Below are 16,354 nucleotides of genomic sequence, written 5' to 3'. Positions count from 1 at the left end.
GCCGAGCAAGCAGTGCACTCGCCATCATAGGTCTGACTACGAAACCAACACCACCAGCAAAGTCGTGGCCGCCAGAACCGGTAACGGCAGGATGCCAGCAGAACCACCAACCCCACCACGAAACCACCAACAACCAGAAACCCCAACGTTTCTGCCCCTGCCGGCCAGGCAGTCCGCTTTCTTGGCCTACTTTCTTTTCGGACAAAAGAAAGTAGGTCGCGCCGGGGGCGCGAAAGCCTTTGACTTTGACGTTCAGCCGTTGAAGTTAATCCTTTGACCTTGACCTTGAAGCCAAAGCCTTCAACCTCACCCCTTCAAATACATATTCAACCTCTTAGCCGCATTCCGCAAATGCGTCTCCGCCGCCTCCGCCGCGCGCTCCGCATCCCCCGCCACGATCGCCTCGTAGATCGCCTTGTGCTCGTCCTGCACCGCCTCGACGAGATTGGCGTGATGACTCTTGGTATTGCTCCTGGCCTGCCGGATCACGCGCCGCGCGCCGTGTTCGAGATGCTCGCTCAGCGCCTGGAAATGCGGGTTGTGGGTGGCCTCGACGATGGCCTGGTGAAAAGCGAAATCCTCCTCGTCGCCGAGCCGGTCGTTGGCGATCTCGTATTCCATGCCGATCAGCGCGCGCCGGATCCGCTTGAGGTCCTCGGGCGTGCGGCGCATGGCCGCGAAGCGGGTGGCGGCCACCTCGATCGTCACCAACAACTCCATCACCATCGCCAGCGAGTCTTTCTCGTCGATGGCCACGTCCTGCATGCGGAACGCCTGGCGCTGGCTGCGCTCGGTCACGAACACGCCGCTGCCGGCCTTGGGCGCGACCAGGCCTTCCGACTTGAGCTGCGACAGCGCCTCGCGCACCACCGCGCGGCTCACGGAAAACTGCTCGCACAGCACGCGCTCGCTCGGCAGGCGGTCACCCACGGCGAACTCGCCCGTCTGGATCGCGTGGATCAGGCGCCTGGCGATTTCGTCGGGCAGGTGCCTGGGCTCGGGATGGAACATGGTTCCCTCCGGGCGCTGGGTCAACGGTGGCGAGGCACCGGTCACGGTCTTGTTCACTGCTTGCTCCCTGGCGTCAGCCGCCCCGCGGCTGCGCATGATTCTTGAATTCTTGAATTGGCCTTACAGGTCAATGTAGCACGTCTTGATCGGGGTGAAACGTGCGGAATGCCCCGACACGGCGCCTGCGGCCATTTCCCCCGGCTTCCCGCCAAGCCAACCCATACAACGGAAAGCGGCAATGACGACGGTTCCTTGAGGCAAGCGCCGGCTACGCCTTGGTAGAAACCCTCACAGCGCGCACTTCGCCGTTGACGGCTTCCGCGCATCTCCCTATAGTAAACCTGTCAGACCACTTTAACCACAGGTCAGACCGCCACGGCGGACCCATCCCAGCGGCCCCGGACGATCCCAACAAGATAAGGAGACACTCATGAGCGGTAGCCGCATCCCCCGTCCTTTGTTCGCAGCCGCGGCGCTTTGCCTGCTGGCCGGCGCGGCATCGGCGGCGCCGGTGAAGGTCGCGCTGGTCGAGACGCTGTCCGGGCCGCAGGCCTCCACCGGCCTGATGTTCCGCGCGGCGGCGCGCTATGCGATCGACAAGATCAACGCCGCCGGCGGCTGGAACGGCGAGCCGCTGCAACTGGTCGAGTACGACAACCAGGGCGGCCCGGCCGGCGCCGCCGACAAGCTCAAGGCCGCGGTGGCGGACGGCGCGCAGATCGTCATGCAGGGCTCGTCGTCGGCGGTGTCGGGCCAGATCACCGAGGACGTGCGCAAGTACAACCTGCGCAATCCGGGCAAGGAAATCCTGTTCATGAACGTCGGCGGCGAAGCGATGGAGCTGACCGGCGAGAAGTGCCACTTCTACCATTTCAAGTTCGCCACCAACGCGCAGATCCGCGTCAAGGCGCTGGTCGGCGCCATGAAGCCGCTGCACGCGCTGGGCACGCGCGTGTACGCGATCAACCAGAACTACTCGTGGGGCGCCGACATGGAGAAGGCGACCATCGACTACGCCGGCCCCGGCGGCTACACGGTGGTGGAGAAGACCCTGCACGACGTCAACAAGGTGCAGGACTTCTCGCCCTACGTGGCCAAGATCGCCGCGGCCAAGGCCGACAGCGTCATCACCGGCAACTGGTCCAACGACCTGCTGCTGCTGATGAAGGCCAGCAAGGCCGCCGGGCTGAAGACGCGCTTCGCCACGGTGTTCCTCGACCAGCCCGGCAACATCGGCAACGCCGCCGACGTGGCGCTCGGCCACTTCGTCGCCCATCCGTTCAACGCCGAGGCCAGCGGCGCCGACAGCGAGCGCTTCGCCAGCGACTTCAAGGCCAGGCAGGGCCACATGCCCGCCTACATCGAGCCGCAGACCGTGTTCGCGGTGGAGATGCTGGGCGAGGCCCTCAAGACGGTCAAGCCCGAAGGCGGCAAGCTCAACACCAGCGCGCTGGCCAAGGCGCTCGAAGCGGCCCGCATCAAGACCTCGATGGGCGAGATGAGCATGCGCGCGGCCGACCACCAGGTGCTGCTGCCGATGGTGGTGTCGGAAGTCTCCAGGGACGCCAGGTTCAAGGTGGACGGCACCGACATGGGCTTCAAGCCGGTCAAGACCTTCTCCGCGGCCGAGGCCGCCACGCCGCCGCAGGCCAGCTGCAAGATGCAGCGCCCCGGCTGATCCGCCGCCTTCGCCCGGCACTCCGCCAGCACCACGCCAGCACCACACCAGCAAGACCGGCCCGGTTCCCGCCCTCCCGGCGCGGACCGGGCCGGACGCGGCCGGCCGCATCGCGCACCGCCGCGCGCCGCACCGGCTCGTTCCAAGGAAGCCTTCATGGAATATCTCATCGTCTCACTGCTCAACGGCGCCATCTACGGCCTGCTGCTGTTCATGGTGTCGGCAGGGCTGACGCTCATCTTCGGCATGATGGGCGTGCTCAACTTCGCCCACGCCTCGTTCTACATGCTGGGCGCCTACTTCGCCTACGCGCTGCAGGGCACGCTCGGCTTCTGGCCCGCCATCGTGGTCTCGCCGGTCCTGGTCGGCCTGGTCGGGGTGGCGGTGGAGCGCTTCTTCCTGCGCCGCGTGCACCACCACGGCCACGCGCACGAGCTGCTGCTGACCTTCGGCCTGTCGTTCATCATCGCCGAGCTGATCAAGCTGTTCTTCGGCAACTTCCCGGTGGACTACCGCATCCCGGCGGCGCTGGACTTTGCCGCGTTCCGGCTGGGCGCCTCGGCCTATCCGTTCTACCGCGTGTTCATGGGTGCCATCGCGCTGGCCATGTTCGCCGTCATCTACCTGCTGCTCACGCGCACGCGGGTCGGCATCGTGGTGCGCTCGGCCATCTACAAGCCGCGCATGGCCGAAGCGCTCGGCCACAACGTGCCGCTGGTCTTCATGGGCGTGTTCGGCATCGGCGCGGCGCTGGCGGGCCTGGCCGGCGCGGTGGCCGGCGCGTTCTACACCACCAACCCCAACATGGCGCTGGAGCTCGGCGTGATGGTCTTCGTGGTGGTGGTGGTCGGCGGCCTCGGCTCGCTCGGCGGCGCCATGCTGGCGTCGCTGCTGATCGGGCTGATCACGTCGTTCTCGGTCGGCATCGACCGCAGCCTCGCCGACCTGCTCGCGCTGGTTGGCGCGGGCACCTGGGCCGAGGACGTCGGCGGCCTCTTGACCCTCAAGCTCTCCAGCCTGGCCGGGACCATCCCGTTCGCGCTGATGCTGCTGATTCTGCTGGTGCGTCCGTCCGGGCTGATGGGCGAGAAGGAGTAAGCATGACCCAAGTCCCCCATTCCCCGCGCCTGCCGCGCGCCACGCACGCCGCGCCCGCCCCCCGGCTGTCGCCGGCGCAGAAGATCCTGCTGCTGCTCGGCACCGCCGCGCTGGTGGCGCTGCCGCTGGTGCTGTCGCCGTCGCTGGTCAACGCCTCGATCCAGATGCTGATCGCGGTGCTGTTCGCCGCCGCCTTCAACCTGCTCAGCGGCCAGGGCGGCATGCTCTCGTTCGGCCACGCGGCCTACTTCGGCATCGGCAGCTTCGCCACCGTGCACGCCATGAACGCCTTCGGCGGCAACGGCCTGCTGCCCACCCCGCTGCTGCCGCTGGCCGGCGGCGCGATGGGCCTGCTGGCCGGGCTGGCCGCCGGCTGGTTCGCCACCAAGCGCACCGGCGTGTACTTCGCCATGATCACGCTGGCGCTGGCCGAGCTGCTGCATTCGCTGGCGCCGCACCTGAAGGGCTGGTTCGGCGGCGAGGCCGGCCTGTCCACCATGCGCATGCCGGCGTGGGGCCTGAGCTTCGGCGACAGCAACCAGGTCTATTACCTGACGCTGGCCTGGGTGCTGCTGTCGCTGGCGCTGCTGTACCTGTTCACGCTCACGCCGGTGGGGCGCCTGACGCTCGGCCTGCGCGAGAACGCCAACCGCCTGCGCTTTCTCGGCTACGACACGCACCGCCTGGGCGTGCTGGTGTTCGCGGTCTCGGCCATGTTCGCCGGCATTGCCGGCGCGCTGCAGGCCATCAACATGGAGGCGGCCAACTACGTGGTGTTCGAGTCCTCGGCCTCGGCCGCGGTGGTGCTCAACAGCTACATCGGCGGCGTGAAGCTCTTCCTCGGGCCGGCGCTGGGCGCGGCGGTGATGACGTTCTTCGGCTACGCGGTGTCGGACCTGACGCGCTCGTGGCTGCTGTACCAGGGCATCGTGTTCGTGCTGGTGATGCTGTTCATGCCCACCGGCCTGGCCGGGCTGATCCAGTCCTTCGTCACCCACGGCAAGACCTACGGCCTGCGCGCGCTGCTGCCGGTCACGCTGGCCTATCTCGTCGGCACGCTGCTGCTGGCCTGCGGCACGGTGTTCACGGTGGAGATGCTGCAGCGCTTCTTCTCGCAGGACTACCGCTCGATGGCTTCCCTCAACGGCGGCGCCGGCTGGCCCGCGATCCCGCTGTTCGGCCGCGAGTGGGACCCGGTCTCGCCGCTGACCTGGCTGGTGCCGGCGGCGCTGCTGCTGGCCGGCATCGCCACGGCGCGGCTGGCCAACGGCCGCTGGCTGCGGCTGAAGGAGGCCGCGCCCGCCGCCGGGACGGAAGCCGCCGGCGCCGCCACCACCGCCCGGAGGACCCCGGCATGAGCACGCGCATGAACACCGAACCGATCCTTTCCCTGCGCGGGCTGCGCAAGTCCTTCGGCGACATCGACATCATCCGCGGCGTGGACCTCGACCTCGCCGGCGGCGAGCGGCATGCGCTGATCGGCCCCAACGGCGCCGGCAAGTCCACGCTGTTCCACCTGATCTCCGGGCGCCTGCCGCTCACGCGCGGCGAGATCGTGCTGGGCGGCGAGTCGATCCAGGGCCTGTCGCCGCAGCAGATCAACCACCGCGGCCTGGCGCGCTCGTTCCAGATCACCAACATCTTCGCCGGCCTGAGCGTGTACGAGAACCTGCGCCTGGCCGTGATGCGGCGCCACGGCCTGCAATACACGCTGTGGAAATTCGCCCACAAGCTGCGCGCGGTGCGCGACGAGACCATGCACCTGCTCGGGCAGGTGCGGCTGGCCGCACGCGCGCAGGACACCGCCGGCGAGCTGTCGTACTCGGAGCAGCGCTCGCTGGAGATCGCCATGACGCTGGCCTCGGACCCCAAGGTCATCATGCTCGACGAGCCGATGGCCGGCATGTCGCAGGAAGAGACCGACTACACCGCCGGCCTGATCCGCGAGATCGCGCAGGGCCGCACGCTGCTGATCGTGGAGCACGACATGGACGTGGTGTTCGCGCTCAGCGACCGCATCAGCGTGCTGGTCTACGGCGAGATCGTGGCCACCGGCACGCCCGACGAGATCCGCAACAACGCCCGCGTCAAGGAAGCCTACCTGGGCGAGGAGGTCAGCGTATGAGCACGCCATCCATGCAGAACGAGAGCGGCGCCCCGCTGCTCGCCGTGCAGGGCCTGCACGCGCACTACGGCAAGAGCCACATCCTGCACGGCGTGGATTTCCACGTCGGCCACGGCGAGGTGGTCAGCCTGCTGGGCCGCAACGGCTCGGGCCGCTCCACCACGCTCAAGGCCATCATGGGCCTGGTGCCGCCGAGCGCGGGCGAGGTCAGGCTGCGCGGGCGCGACCTGGCCGGCGCGCAGTCCTACGCGATCTGCCGGCGCGGCATCGCCTACGTGCCGGAGGAGCGCGAGGTGTTCGCCAACCTGAGCGTGGACGAGAACCTGCGCATGGGCGAGCAGCGCGCCACCGAAGGCGCGCCGCAATGGACGCTCGAGCAGATGTTCGACTACTTCCCGCGCCTCAAGGAGCGCCGCAACACCAAGGCCGGCAGCCTCTCCGGCGGCGAGCAGCAGATGCTGACCATGTGCCGCTCGCTGCTGGGCAACCCGCTGGTGATCCTGATCGACGAGCCCACCGAGGGCCTCGCGCCCAAGATCGTGGCGGTGGTCGGCGAGGCCATCCAGGACATCCACCGGCGCGGCGTGTCGGTGGTGCTGGTCGAGCAAAAGCTCGCCATCGCGCTGAAGGTCTCCAGCCGCGTCTGCGTGATGGGCCACGGCCGCATCGTCTACGAAGGCACGCCCGCGCAACTCACTTCCAATACCCAACTTCTGAAGGACTGGCTAGCCGTATGAGCACCTCTTTGCCGACTGGATACCCCAACGCGCAACCGTTCGCGCGCGCCACCTACCCCGGCCTGGCCGGCAAGGCCGTGCTCAACACCGGCGGCGCCAGCGGCATCGGCCGCGCGATGGCGCACGGCTTCGCCCGCCACGGCGCGCGGCTGATGCTGCTGGACCTGGACGCGGACGGGCTGGCCACCACCCGCGCCGAGCTGGAAGCGGCGTATCCGGAAGTCCAGGTCGATACCGTGGTCGCCTCGATCACCGACCCCGACGCCGTCGAGCGGGCCTGCGCCGCCACCGAGGCGCGCTTCGGCCGCATCGACATCCTGCTCAACAACGCCGGCATCTCGATGAACAAGCCCGCGCTGGAACTCACGCCAGAGGACTGGCGCCGCGCCATCGACATCGACCTGTCCGGCGTCTTCTACTGCGCGCAGGCGGCGGCGCGCCGCATGGTGCGCCAGGGCGGCGGCAACATCCTGAGCACCGCCTCGATGTGGGGCCTGGCCTCGTCGGCGCGGCGCCTGGCCTACTGCGCGGCCAAGGCGGGCGTGGTCTCGCTCACCAGGTCGCTGGCCGCCGAATGGGCCGAGTACAACATCCGCGTCAACGCGGTGTGCCCCGGCTACACCAGCACCGCGCTGATGGAAACGCTGCTGGCGCGCGGCGCCATCGACGGCGAGGCGCTGCTCGCGCGCACGCCGCTGCGGCGCTTCGGCACGCCCGACGAGATGGCCGAGGTGGCGCTGTTCCTGGCCTCGGACTCGGCCGCCTTCATCACCGGCCACGCGCTGGTCTCCGACGGCGGCTGGACCGCGGACGGCTTCTGAACGGCGCGCGGCGCCACCTCCCGAGCGCGACACCGCACACAACACCGAACACAACACGGCCGGCCACGACCGGCAACCGAGGATTCTCAAATGTCTGAACGTAGCGCCCTGCGCCCCGCCGCCGAATGGGTGGAACTGCGAGCCACCGACGAAGACTGGGCCCGCGCGGACCCGGCCCTGCTCGGCACGCTGCTGAGCCACCTGCACCTGATCCGCGGCTTCGAGGAAGCCGTGCTCGAACTCGCCGCCGAAGGGCTGGTCCACGGCCCGGCGCATTCCAGCATCGGCCAGGAAGGCGGCGCCGCGGGCTCCATCGTGCCGCTGACCGGCGCCGACCAGATCAACGGCTCGCACCGCGGCCACCACCAGTTCCTGTCCAAGGCGCTCGGCTACCTCGCGCCCAGCGGCATCGACCCGCGCGCGCCGCTGGCGGATGGCGTGCAGACGCTGCTGCAACGCACGCTGGCGGAGATCCTCGGCCTCGCGCAAGGCTACTGCAAGGGCCGCGGCGGCTCCATGCACCTGCAGTGGGCCGAGGCCGGGGCGCTCGGCACCAACGCCATCGTCGGCGGCGGCGTGCCGATGGCGGCCGGCGCGGCGTGGTCGCACCGCCATGCCGGCACCGACGCGGTGGCCATCACCTACTTCGGCGACGGCGCGGTCAACATCGGCTCGGTGCTGGAGACCATGAACCTGGCCGCGGCGTGGAAGCTGCCGCTGTGCTTCTTCATCGAGAACAACCGCTACGCGGTCTCCACCACGGTGGAAGAGTCCACCGCCGAGCCGCGCCTGTCCGCGCGCGGCATGGGCTTCAACATCCCGAGCTGGAAGGTCGACGGCATGGACCCGCTGGCGGTCTGGCTGGCCACGCAGGAAGCGCTCGCGCACATGCGCGCCGGCCGCGGCCCGACCGTGATCGAGGCGGACCTGTACCGCTTCTTCCACCAGAACGGCCCGTTCCCGGGCAGCGCCTTCGGCTACCGCAGCAAGGAAGAAGAGCAGCAATGGCGCGCGCGCGACCCGCTCGACCTGATGGCGCGCCGCATGCAGGAGCGCAAGCTGATCAGCGCCGACGAGATCGCCGCGCTGCGCGAGCGCGTGCGCCAGGCCATGCGCGAGGCCGCCGCCGCGCTGACCGGGGCAGACCCGTCCGGCAAGGCCGGCAAGCGCCGCATCCGCCCCGAGCTGTGGCCGAGCCCGGATTTCCGCGACGTGGGCATCCGTGGCGACCTGTCCGAGCTGGAAGGCCTGCGCTGCGAGGAAGAAGCAGGCTTCGCCGGCAAGCTCGCACCGCGCAAGTTCATCGACGTGGTGGCCGACGTCATGCACCGCCGCATGGAGACCGATGCGTCCGTGGTGGTGATGGGCGAGGACGTGCACCGCCTCAAGGGCGGCACCAACGGCGCCACGCGCGGCCTGCGCGACAGCTTCCCCGAGCGCGTGCTGGGCACGCCGATCAGCGAGAACGCCTTCGTCGGCCTGGGTGGCGGGCTGGCGCTGGACGGCCGCTACAAGCCGGTGGTGGAGTTCATGTACCCGGACTTCATGTGGGTGGCGGCCGACCAGGTCTTCAACCAGATCGGCAAGGCGCGCCACATGTTCGGCGGCCAGAGCGACGTGCCGCTGGTGCTGCGCACCAAGGTGGCGATGGGCACCGGCTACGGCTCGCAGCACTCGATGGACCCGGCCGGCATCTTCGCCACCAGCCCGGGCTGGCGCATCGTGGCGCCGTCCACGCCGTTCGACTACGTGGGCCTGATGAACACCGCGCTGGCCTGCAAGGATCCGGTGCTGGTGATCGAGCACGTCGACCTGTACAACGCCACCGGCGTGGGTCCGGTCGAGGACTTCGACTACCACCTGCCGGTGGGCAAGGCCGCCGTGCGCCGCAGCGGCGCGGAGCTGACCGTGCTCACCTACCTGTCGATGGTCGGCCACACGCTGGAAGCGGTGGAGCAGACCGGCATCGACGCCGAGGTCATCGACCTGCGCTGGCTGGACCGCGCCAGCCTGGACTGGGACACCATCGGGCAGAGCATCCGCAAGACCAACAACGTGCTGATCGCCGAGCAGGGCGCGCGCGGCACCTCCTATGGCGGCTGGCTGGCCGACGAGATCCAGCGCCGCTTCTTCGACTGGCTGGACCAGCCGGTGCAGCGCGTGAGCGGCGCGGAAGCCGCGCCCAGCATTTCCAAGGTACTGGAGCGCGCCGCCGCCGCCCGCACCGAGGAAGTGGCCGAAGGCCTGCGCCAGGCCATGCGCGACAAGGGCGCGGCCTGAGCGCCGCCGCCGGATACATCGAACACGCCAGACACAGCAAAGGAATTCCGATGAGCCTGAACATGATCGTCCCCCTGGAGGTCGGCATCGCCGTGCGCGACCTGCCGCGCATGCGCCGCTTCTACGAGCAGGTGCTGGGCCTGACCTTCGTCAGCGAAGTCGCCGTGCCCGCCGACAAGGCCGCGCAGGCCGCCATGCACGCCGCCGGCTATACCGCGGTGCGCCTGCAGACGCCCTACGGTGAACGCATCAAGCTGCTCGCGCCGGCCCGGGCGCCGGCGCCCGAGGCCGCGCCCGCCTACATCCTCGACAAGGCCAACGCCACCTACCTCACCTTCATCGTGGCGGACATCCAGGCCGTGGTCGACAAGCTGCTGGCCGCCGAAGTGGAATTCCTCACCGGCCCGCAGCGCGTGGAAGTGCGCCCCGGCACCTACCTGGCCTTCTGCCGCGACCCCGAGGGCAACGTGCTCGAGATCGTGCAATACGCGGACATCGCGGCCTATCGCCCCGACCTGCACCAAGCGAGGACCGCCTGACATGGCCACCCTGTTGCGCATGCCCGAGGTGGCGGCCAATGCCACCCACGCCACGCTGCAAGCGTGGACCAGGAACGAAGGCGATGCCGTGGCCGTGGGCGACTGCATCGCCGAGATCGAGACCGACAAGGCCGTGGTCGAGCTCAACGCCGACACCGCCGGCGTGCTGGGCCGCCGCCTGGTCGCGGCCGGGCAGGACGTGGAAGTCGGCGCGCCGATCGGCGTGCTGCTCGCCGGCGGCGAGACCGGCGTGGACGTGGATGCGCTGATCGCCGCGGCTGGCGGTGCGCCGGCATCGCAGGCGGAAGCGCCAGCGGAAACCGCCCCGCCCGCCGCCATCGATGTTGCTGGCGGCAACGCAACGCAGGCCGCCCGCGTCTTCGCCAGCCCGCTGGCGCGCCGGCTGGCCGCGCAGCGCGGCCTCGACCTCGCCGCGCTGCGCGGCAGCGGGCCGAACGGCCGCATCGTCAAGCGCGATGTCGAGCAGGCCGCGGCGGTTCCCGCGCCCGCGAGCGCGCCCCCGGTCGCGCCGCAGGCGCAGGCCAACACACCGGCCACCGCCGCGTTCACCGAGATCCCGCACAGCAATATGCGCCGCACCATCGCGCGCCGGCTGGGCGAGAGCAAGTCCACCATCCCGCATTTCTACCTCACGGCGGACTGCCGCATGGAGCGCCTGCTGGCGCTGCGCGCGGAGATCAACGCCGCCGCGCCGCGCAAGATCTCGGTCAACGATTTCGTCGTGCGCGCCGTAGCCGTGGCGCTGCGCGAAGTGCCCGCCGCCAACGTCGGCTGGACCGACGCGGCCATGCGCCAGTACCACCAGGCCGACGTCGCCGTGGCGGTCTCCACCGACGCCGGGCTGATCACGCCCATCGTGCGCGCGGCCGACCAGAAGCCGCTGTCGCGCATCAGCGAAGAGATCGCCGACCTCGCCGCGCGCGCGCGCGCCTCGCAACTGCGGCCCGAGGAATACCAGGGCGGCAGCTTCAGCGTGAGCAACCTCGGCATGTTCGGCGTGTCCGAGTTCTCCGCCATCATCAACCCGCCGCAGGCCGCCATCCTCGCCGTGGGCGCCACGCAGGCGGTGCCGGTGGTCGAGGACGGCGCGCTGCGCGCGGGGCAGGTGATGCGCTGCACGCTGTCGGTGGACCACCGCGCCATCGACGGCGCGCTGGCCGCGCAGTGGCTGGCCGCGTTCAAGCGCCTGCTGGAAAACCCGCTGGCGATGCTGATCTGAGGACCGCGACGTGGACAATGCCTCGTTTGACATGATCGTGGTCGGCGGCGGGCCGGGCGGCTACGTGGCCGCCATCCGCGCCGCACAGCTCGGCATGAAGACCGCGCTGGTGGAGAAGGCGCAACTGGGCGGCATCTGCCTGAACTGGGGCTGCATCCCGACCAAGGCGCTGCTGCGCTCGGCCGACGTGCTGCGGCTGGTGCGGGACGCGGCCGCCTACGGCATCAAGGTGGCGGCGCCGGCCGCCGACCTGCCCGCGATGGTGGCGCGCTCGCGCGCGGTGGCCGCGCAGCTCAACAAGGGCGTGACGGGCCTGATGAAGAAGAACGGCGTGACCGTGCTCACAGGCCACGGCCGCCTCGCCGGCAAAGGCCGGCTGGACATCACCGCGCCGGATGGCAGGACGCGCACGGTATCGTCCGCGCACATCGTGCTCGCCACCGGCGCGCGCGCGCGCCAGTTGCCCGCGCTGCCCGCCGACGGCAAGACCGTGTGGAGCTACCGCGAGGCGCTCGCGCCGCCGGCGCTGCCGCGGCGCATGCTGATCGTGGGCGCCGGCGCCATCGGCATCGAGTTCGCCAGCTTCTACCACGCGGTCGGCGCGCACGTGACGGTGATCGAAATGGCGGACCGCATCCTGCCGGTGGAAGACGCCGACATCTCCGCGCAGGTGGCAGGCAGCCTGGCGCGCGACGGCATCGTGCTGCATACGTCCACCGGCATCGCGCAGGCCGAACGCACCGGAGCCGGCTGGACGGTCACGCTGCAGGGCGGCAAGCCGGATGGCGCGAAAGTCGAGGCCGACGTGGTGCTGGTGGCCGCCGGCATCGTCGGCAACGTGGAGGGCATCGGGCTGGAGAACACCGCGGTCAAGGTCGAGAAGACCCACATCGTCACCGACGGGTTCGGCCGCACGGCGGAGCCCGGTCTCTACGCCATCGGCGACGTGGCCGGCCCGCCGTGGCTCGCGCACAAGGCCAGCCACGAAGGCGTGATCTGCGTGGAGCACATCGCCGGGCTGCAGCCGCACGCGCTCGACCCCGCTCGCATTCCGGCCTGCACCTATAGCCATCCGCAGGTGGCCAGCGTGGGCCTGACCGAGGCGCAGGCGCGCGCGCGCGGCCACCAGATCCGGGTCGGCAAGTTCCCGTTCGCCGCCAACGGCAAGGCCATCGCGCTGGGCAGCACCGGCGGGCTGGTCAAGGTGGTGTTCGACGAAGGCAGCGGCGAGCTGCTCGGCGCCCACATGGTCGGCGACGAAGTCACCGAGATGATCCAGGGCTACGCCATCGCGCAGACGCTGGAAACCACCGAGGCCGACCTGATGGCCGCCGTGCTGCCCCACCCCACCATGTCCGAGGCCATGCACGAAGCGGTGCTGGCGGCCTACGGGCGCGCGCTGCATATCTGAGCCGCGCCGCATTCCTGGAGAGACAAAGCATGTACAACTTCGACCAACGCACCCTGCTGCTGACCGGCGCCAATGGCGGCATCGGCCGCGAGACGGCCCGGCTGTTCCTCGCGCACGGCGCCAACCTCGTGCTGACCGACCTGGACGAAGCCGGCCTGGCCGGCTTCGCGCGCGAACTCGACCCCGCCGGCGAACGTATCGCCACGCTGCGCATGGACGCCGCCAGCCCCGACGACTGCGCGCGCGCCGTGGCGCTGGCGCAGGAGCGTTTCGGCGGCATCGATTTCCTGGTGCCCTCGGCCGGCCTGTACCAGGCGCAGCCGGTCGCGCAGATGAGCGACGCGCAATGGCGCCAGACGCTGTCCATCAACCTCGACGGCGTGTTCTATCTTGTGCGCCGCGCCATTCCCGCGCTGCGCGAGAACAGCGCCATCGTCAACCTGACCTCGGTGGCGGCGCACCGCGGCGCTTACTACAATGCGCACTATTCGGCCTCCAAGGGCGGCCTGCTCAGCCTCACGCGCAGCCTGGCGCGGGAACTCGGGCCGCGCACGCGCGTCAACGCTGTATCGCCCGGCGTGATCGAGACCCCGATGACCACCGAGCTGATCCAGAAACGCGGTGCCGACTCCATCGAGCAGACCCCGCTCAAGCGCCTCGGCCAACCGCGCGAGATCGCCACCGCGATCGGCTTCCTGTGCAGCGACGCGGCCAGCTTCGTCACGGGCGAAGTGCTGCACGTCAACGGCGGCCTGTACATCGCCGGCTAGGAAGTCGTTTCAAAAAGATCCTGGCGTCGTTGCGCGGCCTTGTCGTACGACTTGTACTGTCTGCGGCCGCACGCCTAGCCAGGACCGCTTCGCTTCATTTTGAAACAACTTCCCGGTCGGACGCCGCGGCACGCGCCAGCGCGTGCGCGCGCATCCTGCTAATCTGCCGCCTGTGGCTCGCCGCCCATCCCCCCAACACCGCTACGGAACCAGACCATGCTGAACCTCCAAGACCCCTCCCTGCTGCGCCAGCAGTGCTATGTCGACGGCCGCTGGATCGACGGCGAGCGTCATATCGACGTCACCAACCCCGCCACCGGCGCGCGCGTGGCCCAGGTACCGCAGCTCGGCGCCGATGAAACGCGCCAGGCCATCGAGGCCGCCAACCGCGCGCTGCCGGCATGGCGCGCGCGCACCGCCAAGGACCGCTCGGCGCTGCTGCGCAAGTGGTTCGAACTGCTGCTGGCCAACCAGGACGACCTGGCCCGCATCATGACCGCCGAGCAGGGCAAGCCGTTCGCCGAGGCGCGCGGCGAGATCGCCTACGCGGCCTCGTTCATCGAGTGGTTCGCCGAGGAAGGCAAGCGCGTCTACGGCGAGACCATTCCCGCGCCGGTCAGCAACCAGCGCATCGTCGTCACCAAGGAGCCGGTCGGCGTGTGCGCGGCCATCACGCCGTGGAACTTCCCGGCGGCCATGATCACGCGCAAGGCCGGCCCCGCGCTGGCGGCCGGCTGCACGATGGTGGTCAAGCCCGCCTCGCAGACGCCGCTGACCGCGCTGGCGATGGCGGTGCTGGCCGAGCGCGCCGGCATCCCCGCCGGCGTGCTGTCGGTCATCACCGGCTCGGCCGGCGCCATCGGCGGCGAGCTCAGCACCAACCCGCTGGTGCGCAAGCTCACCTTCACCGGCTCCACCGAAGTGGGCCGCACGCTGATGGCGCAGACCGCCTCCACCATCAAGAAGGTATCGATGGAACTGGGCGGCAACGCGCCCTTCATCGTCTTCGACGACGCCGACCTCGACGCCGCGGTGGAAGGCGCCATCGTCTCCAAGTACCGCAATGCCGGCCAGACCTGCGTCTGCGCCAACCGCCTGTACGTGCACAGCAAGGTCTATGACGCCTTCGCCGAGAAACTGGTGGCCGCCGTGCGCGCGCTCAAGGTGGGCGACGGCATGGACGACGGCGTGCGCATCGGCCCGCTGATCGACGGCAAGGCCGTGGCCAAGGTCGAGGAACACATCACCGACGCCCTCGCCAAGGGCGCGCGCGTGCTGGAAGGCGGCAAGCGCCATGCGCTGGGGCAGTCGTTCTTCGAGCCCACCGTGCTGGCCGACGTCAAGCCCAACATGCTGGTCGCGCGCGAGGAAACCTTCGGCCCGCTCGCGCCGCTGTTCCGCTTCGAGACCGAAGACGAAGTGGTGGCCCTGGCCAACGACACCGAGTTCGGCCTCGCCAGCTACTTCTACGCGCGCGACCTCGGCCGCGTATGGCGCGTGTCCGAGCGGCTGGAGTACGGCATGGTCGGCGTCAACACCGGCCTGATCTCCAACGAGGTCGCGCCGTTCGGCGGCGTCAAGCAATCGGGCGTGGGCCGCGAGGGCTCGCACTACGGCATCGAGGATTACCTCGTCATCAAGTACACCTGCATGGCGGGCATCTAAGCCGGCTGCGCACGGCGGGAGGGCGCGCGTCCCTCCCGCTTTTTCTCGCTTTCTCCCCTTTTTCCCGTCTCCCCGTTTCCCTTCCCACACCCGCCATGCAGATCGACGGCAATACCCGCCTTGTCGGCATCATCGCCGCGCCCGTCGCGCACGTGCGCACGCCGCAGCTATTCAACGCCTCCGCCGCCCGCCAGGGCCTGAACGCGACCTGCGTGCCCTTCCACGTCGAGCCCGCGCAACTGCCGGCCTTCCTCGCCGGCGTGGCCGGCGCGCAGAACCTCGACGGCCTCGTGGTCACGATCCCCCACAAGGAAACCGTGGTCGCCGCCTGCGGCGCGCTGACCGAAACCGCCCGCCTGGTCGGCTCCGTCAACGCCATGCGCTTCGACCGCGCGCAAGGCCACTGGATCGGCGGCAACTTCGACGGCGACGGCTTCGTGGCCGGCCTGCGCGAACGCGGCCACCGCCTCGCCGGCAAGCGCGTGCTGCAACTCGGCGCCGGCGGCGCCGGCAAATCGATGGCCTACGCCATCGCCCGCGAGCAGCCGGCCGAACTGGTCATCCACAACCGCTCCGCCGCCAAGGCCGCCGAACTCGCGGCCAGCCTGAAAGCCATCCTGCCCGCGGTGAACATCCGCGCCGGCGACGACGACCCCGCTGGCTTCGACGTGGTGGTCAACGCCACCGCGCTCGGCCTGCGCGATACCGACCCGCTGCCGATCCCCGCAACCCGGCTCGCCGCCGGCACGCTGGTCTGCGAAGCCGTGGTGCGCGACGGCGACACACCCCTGCTCAAGGCCGCGCGCGAGCAAGGCTGCGCGGTGCATCACGGGCAGTGGATGCTGTATGGGCAGATCGTGGAGATTGCGCGCTTCCTGGGGGTTGGGCTGGAGGCGGCGTTTGTTGAGCGGATATTGGGGCCGGCGGGGTGAGTTGACACGGGCATGCAATGCCGCGGCCGGAACCGTTCAGCAGGTAT

Annotated in this window: 14 protein-coding genes; 13 read left to right on the top strand and 1 reads right to left on the bottom strand. The window is 69.8% G+C overall.

Annotated features, from left to right (window positions below; genetic code table 11):
* Positions 1–306: 306 nt before the first annotated feature.
* Entirely contained in the window at positions 307–1,011 is a 705-nt protein-coding gene (locus KF708C_RS13190) for a FadR/GntR family transcriptional regulator (RefSeq protein WP_020205434.1), read from the bottom strand.
* Positions 1,012–1,441: 430 nt separating this feature from the next.
* Here KF708C_RS13190 and KF708C_RS13185 point away from each other — a divergent pair, with 430 nt between their 5' ends.
* The 13 genes from KF708C_RS13185 to KF708C_RS13125 all read left to right on the top strand — a co-directional run bounded on the left by KF708C_RS13185 (position 1,442) and on the right by KF708C_RS13125 (position 16,307).
* On the top strand, positions 1,442–2,689 hold the full coding sequence (locus KF708C_RS13185; protein WP_029044129.1) for a branched-chain amino acid ABC transporter substrate-binding protein: 1,248 nt from the start codon (positions 1,442–1,444) through the stop codon (positions 2,687–2,689).
* Between the two features lie 156 nt (positions 2,690–2,845).
* Positions 2,846–3,787, top strand: coding sequence for a branched-chain amino acid ABC transporter permease (locus KF708C_RS13180; protein WP_059412112.1), 942 nt, complete (start codon positions 2,846–2,848; stop codon positions 3,785–3,787).
* 2 nt (positions 3,788–3,789) lie between these two features.
* Positions 3,790–5,145, top strand: a complete 1,356-nt coding sequence (locus KF708C_RS13175) for a branched-chain amino acid ABC transporter permease (RefSeq protein ID WP_082079539.1) — start codon at positions 3,790–3,792, stop codon at positions 5,143–5,145.
* Positions 5,142–5,912 (top strand): ABC transporter ATP-binding protein, encoded by a 771-nt coding sequence (locus KF708C_RS13170; protein ID WP_231586470.1) that lies wholly within the window; start codon positions 5,142–5,144, stop codon positions 5,910–5,912. The genes KF708C_RS13175 and KF708C_RS13170 overlap by 4 nt, the downstream gene beginning before the upstream one ends.
* A complete protein-coding gene (locus KF708C_RS13165) occupies positions 5,909–6,649 on the top strand; it encodes an ABC transporter ATP-binding protein (RefSeq protein ID WP_020205439.1) in 741 nt (246 codons plus the stop codon). Before KF708C_RS13170 ends, KF708C_RS13165 begins: the two co-directional genes overlap by 4 nt.
* Positions 6,646–7,470: an SDR family NAD(P)-dependent oxidoreductase gene (locus tag KF708C_RS13160; protein WP_231586469.1), complete on the top strand. Its 825-nt coding sequence runs from the start codon at positions 6,646–6,648 to the stop codon at positions 7,468–7,470. Before KF708C_RS13165 ends, KF708C_RS13160 begins: the two co-directional genes overlap by 4 nt.
* A 90-nt stretch (positions 7,471–7,560) precedes the next feature.
* A complete protein-coding gene (locus KF708C_RS13155; RefSeq protein ID WP_059412110.1) occupies positions 7,561–9,750 on the top strand; it encodes an alpha-ketoacid dehydrogenase subunit alpha/beta in 2,190 nt (729 codons plus the stop codon).
* 50 nt (positions 9,751–9,800) lie between these two features.
* Positions 9,801–10,289 (top strand): VOC family protein, encoded by a 489-nt coding sequence (locus KF708C_RS13150; RefSeq protein WP_059412109.1) that lies wholly within the window; start codon positions 9,801–9,803, stop codon positions 10,287–10,289.
* Position 10,290: 1 nt separating this feature from the next.
* The gene (locus KF708C_RS13145) at positions 10,291–11,529 is read left to right on the top strand and encodes a pyruvate dehydrogenase complex dihydrolipoamide acetyltransferase (protein WP_059412108.1); all 1,239 of its coding nucleotides are present in this window, start codon (positions 10,291–10,293) and stop codon (positions 11,527–11,529) included.
* Positions 11,530–11,560: 31 nt separating this feature from the next.
* Positions 11,561–12,940 (top strand): dihydrolipoyl dehydrogenase, encoded by a 1,380-nt coding sequence (gene lpdA / locus KF708C_RS13140; protein ID WP_059412289.1) that lies wholly within the window; start codon positions 11,561–11,563, stop codon positions 12,938–12,940.
* A 29-nt stretch (positions 12,941–12,969) separates the two neighbouring features.
* The gene (locus KF708C_RS13135; protein WP_059412107.1) at positions 12,970–13,710 is read left to right on the top strand and encodes an SDR family NAD(P)-dependent oxidoreductase; all 741 of its coding nucleotides are present in this window, start codon (positions 12,970–12,972) and stop codon (positions 13,708–13,710) included.
* 216 nt (positions 13,711–13,926) lie between these two features.
* Positions 13,927–15,375, top strand: a complete 1,449-nt coding sequence (gene gabD, locus KF708C_RS13130; protein WP_059412106.1) for an NADP-dependent succinate-semialdehyde dehydrogenase — start codon at positions 13,927–13,929, stop codon at positions 15,373–15,375.
* A gap of 95 nt (positions 15,376–15,470) precedes the next feature.
* On the top strand, positions 15,471–16,307 hold the full coding sequence (locus KF708C_RS13125) for a shikimate dehydrogenase family protein (protein WP_020205447.1): 837 nt from the start codon (positions 15,471–15,473) through the stop codon (positions 16,305–16,307).
* Positions 16,308–16,354 lie beyond the last annotated feature (47 nt).

The sequence above is a fragment of the Cupriavidus basilensis genome, assembly GCF_000876015.1.
GTDB lineage: Bacteria > Pseudomonadota > Gammaproteobacteria > Burkholderiales > Burkholderiaceae > Cupriavidus > Cupriavidus basilensis_B.
Note: the sequence above shows the minus strand (reverse complement) of the source record. Positions and strands in the feature narration are given on the sequence as shown.

Coding starts and splice junctions, on each gene's coding strand:
- lpdA (WP_059412289.1), top strand. CDS start 11,561: ATGATCGTGGTCGGCGGCGGGCCGGGCGGCTACGTGGCCGCCATCCGC.
- KF708C_RS13175 (WP_082079539.1), top strand. CDS start 3,790: ATGACCCAAGTCCCCCATTCCCCGCGCCTGCCGCGCGCCACGCACGCC.
- gabD (WP_059412106.1), top strand. CDS start 13,927: ATGCTGAACCTCCAAGACCCCTCCCTGCTGCGCCAGCAGTGCTATGTC.
- KF708C_RS13150 (WP_059412109.1), top strand. CDS start 9,801: ATGAGCCTGAACATGATCGTCCCCCTGGAGGTCGGCATCGCCGTGCGC.
- KF708C_RS13180 (WP_059412112.1), top strand. CDS start 2,846: ATGGAATATCTCATCGTCTCACTGCTCAACGGCGCCATCTACGGCCTG.
- KF708C_RS13165 (WP_020205439.1), top strand. CDS start 5,909: ATGAGCACGCCATCCATGCAGAACGAGAGCGGCGCCCCGCTGCTCGCC.
- KF708C_RS13190 (WP_020205434.1), bottom strand. CDS start 1,011: ATGTTCCATCCCGAGCCCAGGCACCTGCCCGACGAAATCGCCAGGCGC.
- KF708C_RS13145 (WP_059412108.1), top strand. CDS start 10,291: ATGGCCACCCTGTTGCGCATGCCCGAGGTGGCGGCCAATGCCACCCAC.
- KF708C_RS13135 (WP_059412107.1), top strand. CDS start 12,970: ATGTACAACTTCGACCAACGCACCCTGCTGCTGACCGGCGCCAATGGC.
- KF708C_RS13155 (WP_059412110.1), top strand. CDS start 7,561: ATGTCTGAACGTAGCGCCCTGCGCCCCGCCGCCGAATGGGTGGAACTG.
- KF708C_RS13170 (WP_231586470.1), top strand. CDS start 5,142: ATGAGCACGCGCATGAACACCGAACCGATCCTTTCCCTGCGCGGGCTG.
- KF708C_RS13160 (WP_231586469.1), top strand. CDS start 6,646: ATGAGCACCTCTTTGCCGACTGGATACCCCAACGCGCAACCGTTCGCG.
- KF708C_RS13125 (WP_020205447.1), top strand. CDS start 15,471: ATGCAGATCGACGGCAATACCCGCCTTGTCGGCATCATCGCCGCGCCC.
- KF708C_RS13185 (WP_029044129.1), top strand. CDS start 1,442: ATGAGCGGTAGCCGCATCCCCCGTCCTTTGTTCGCAGCCGCGGCGCTT.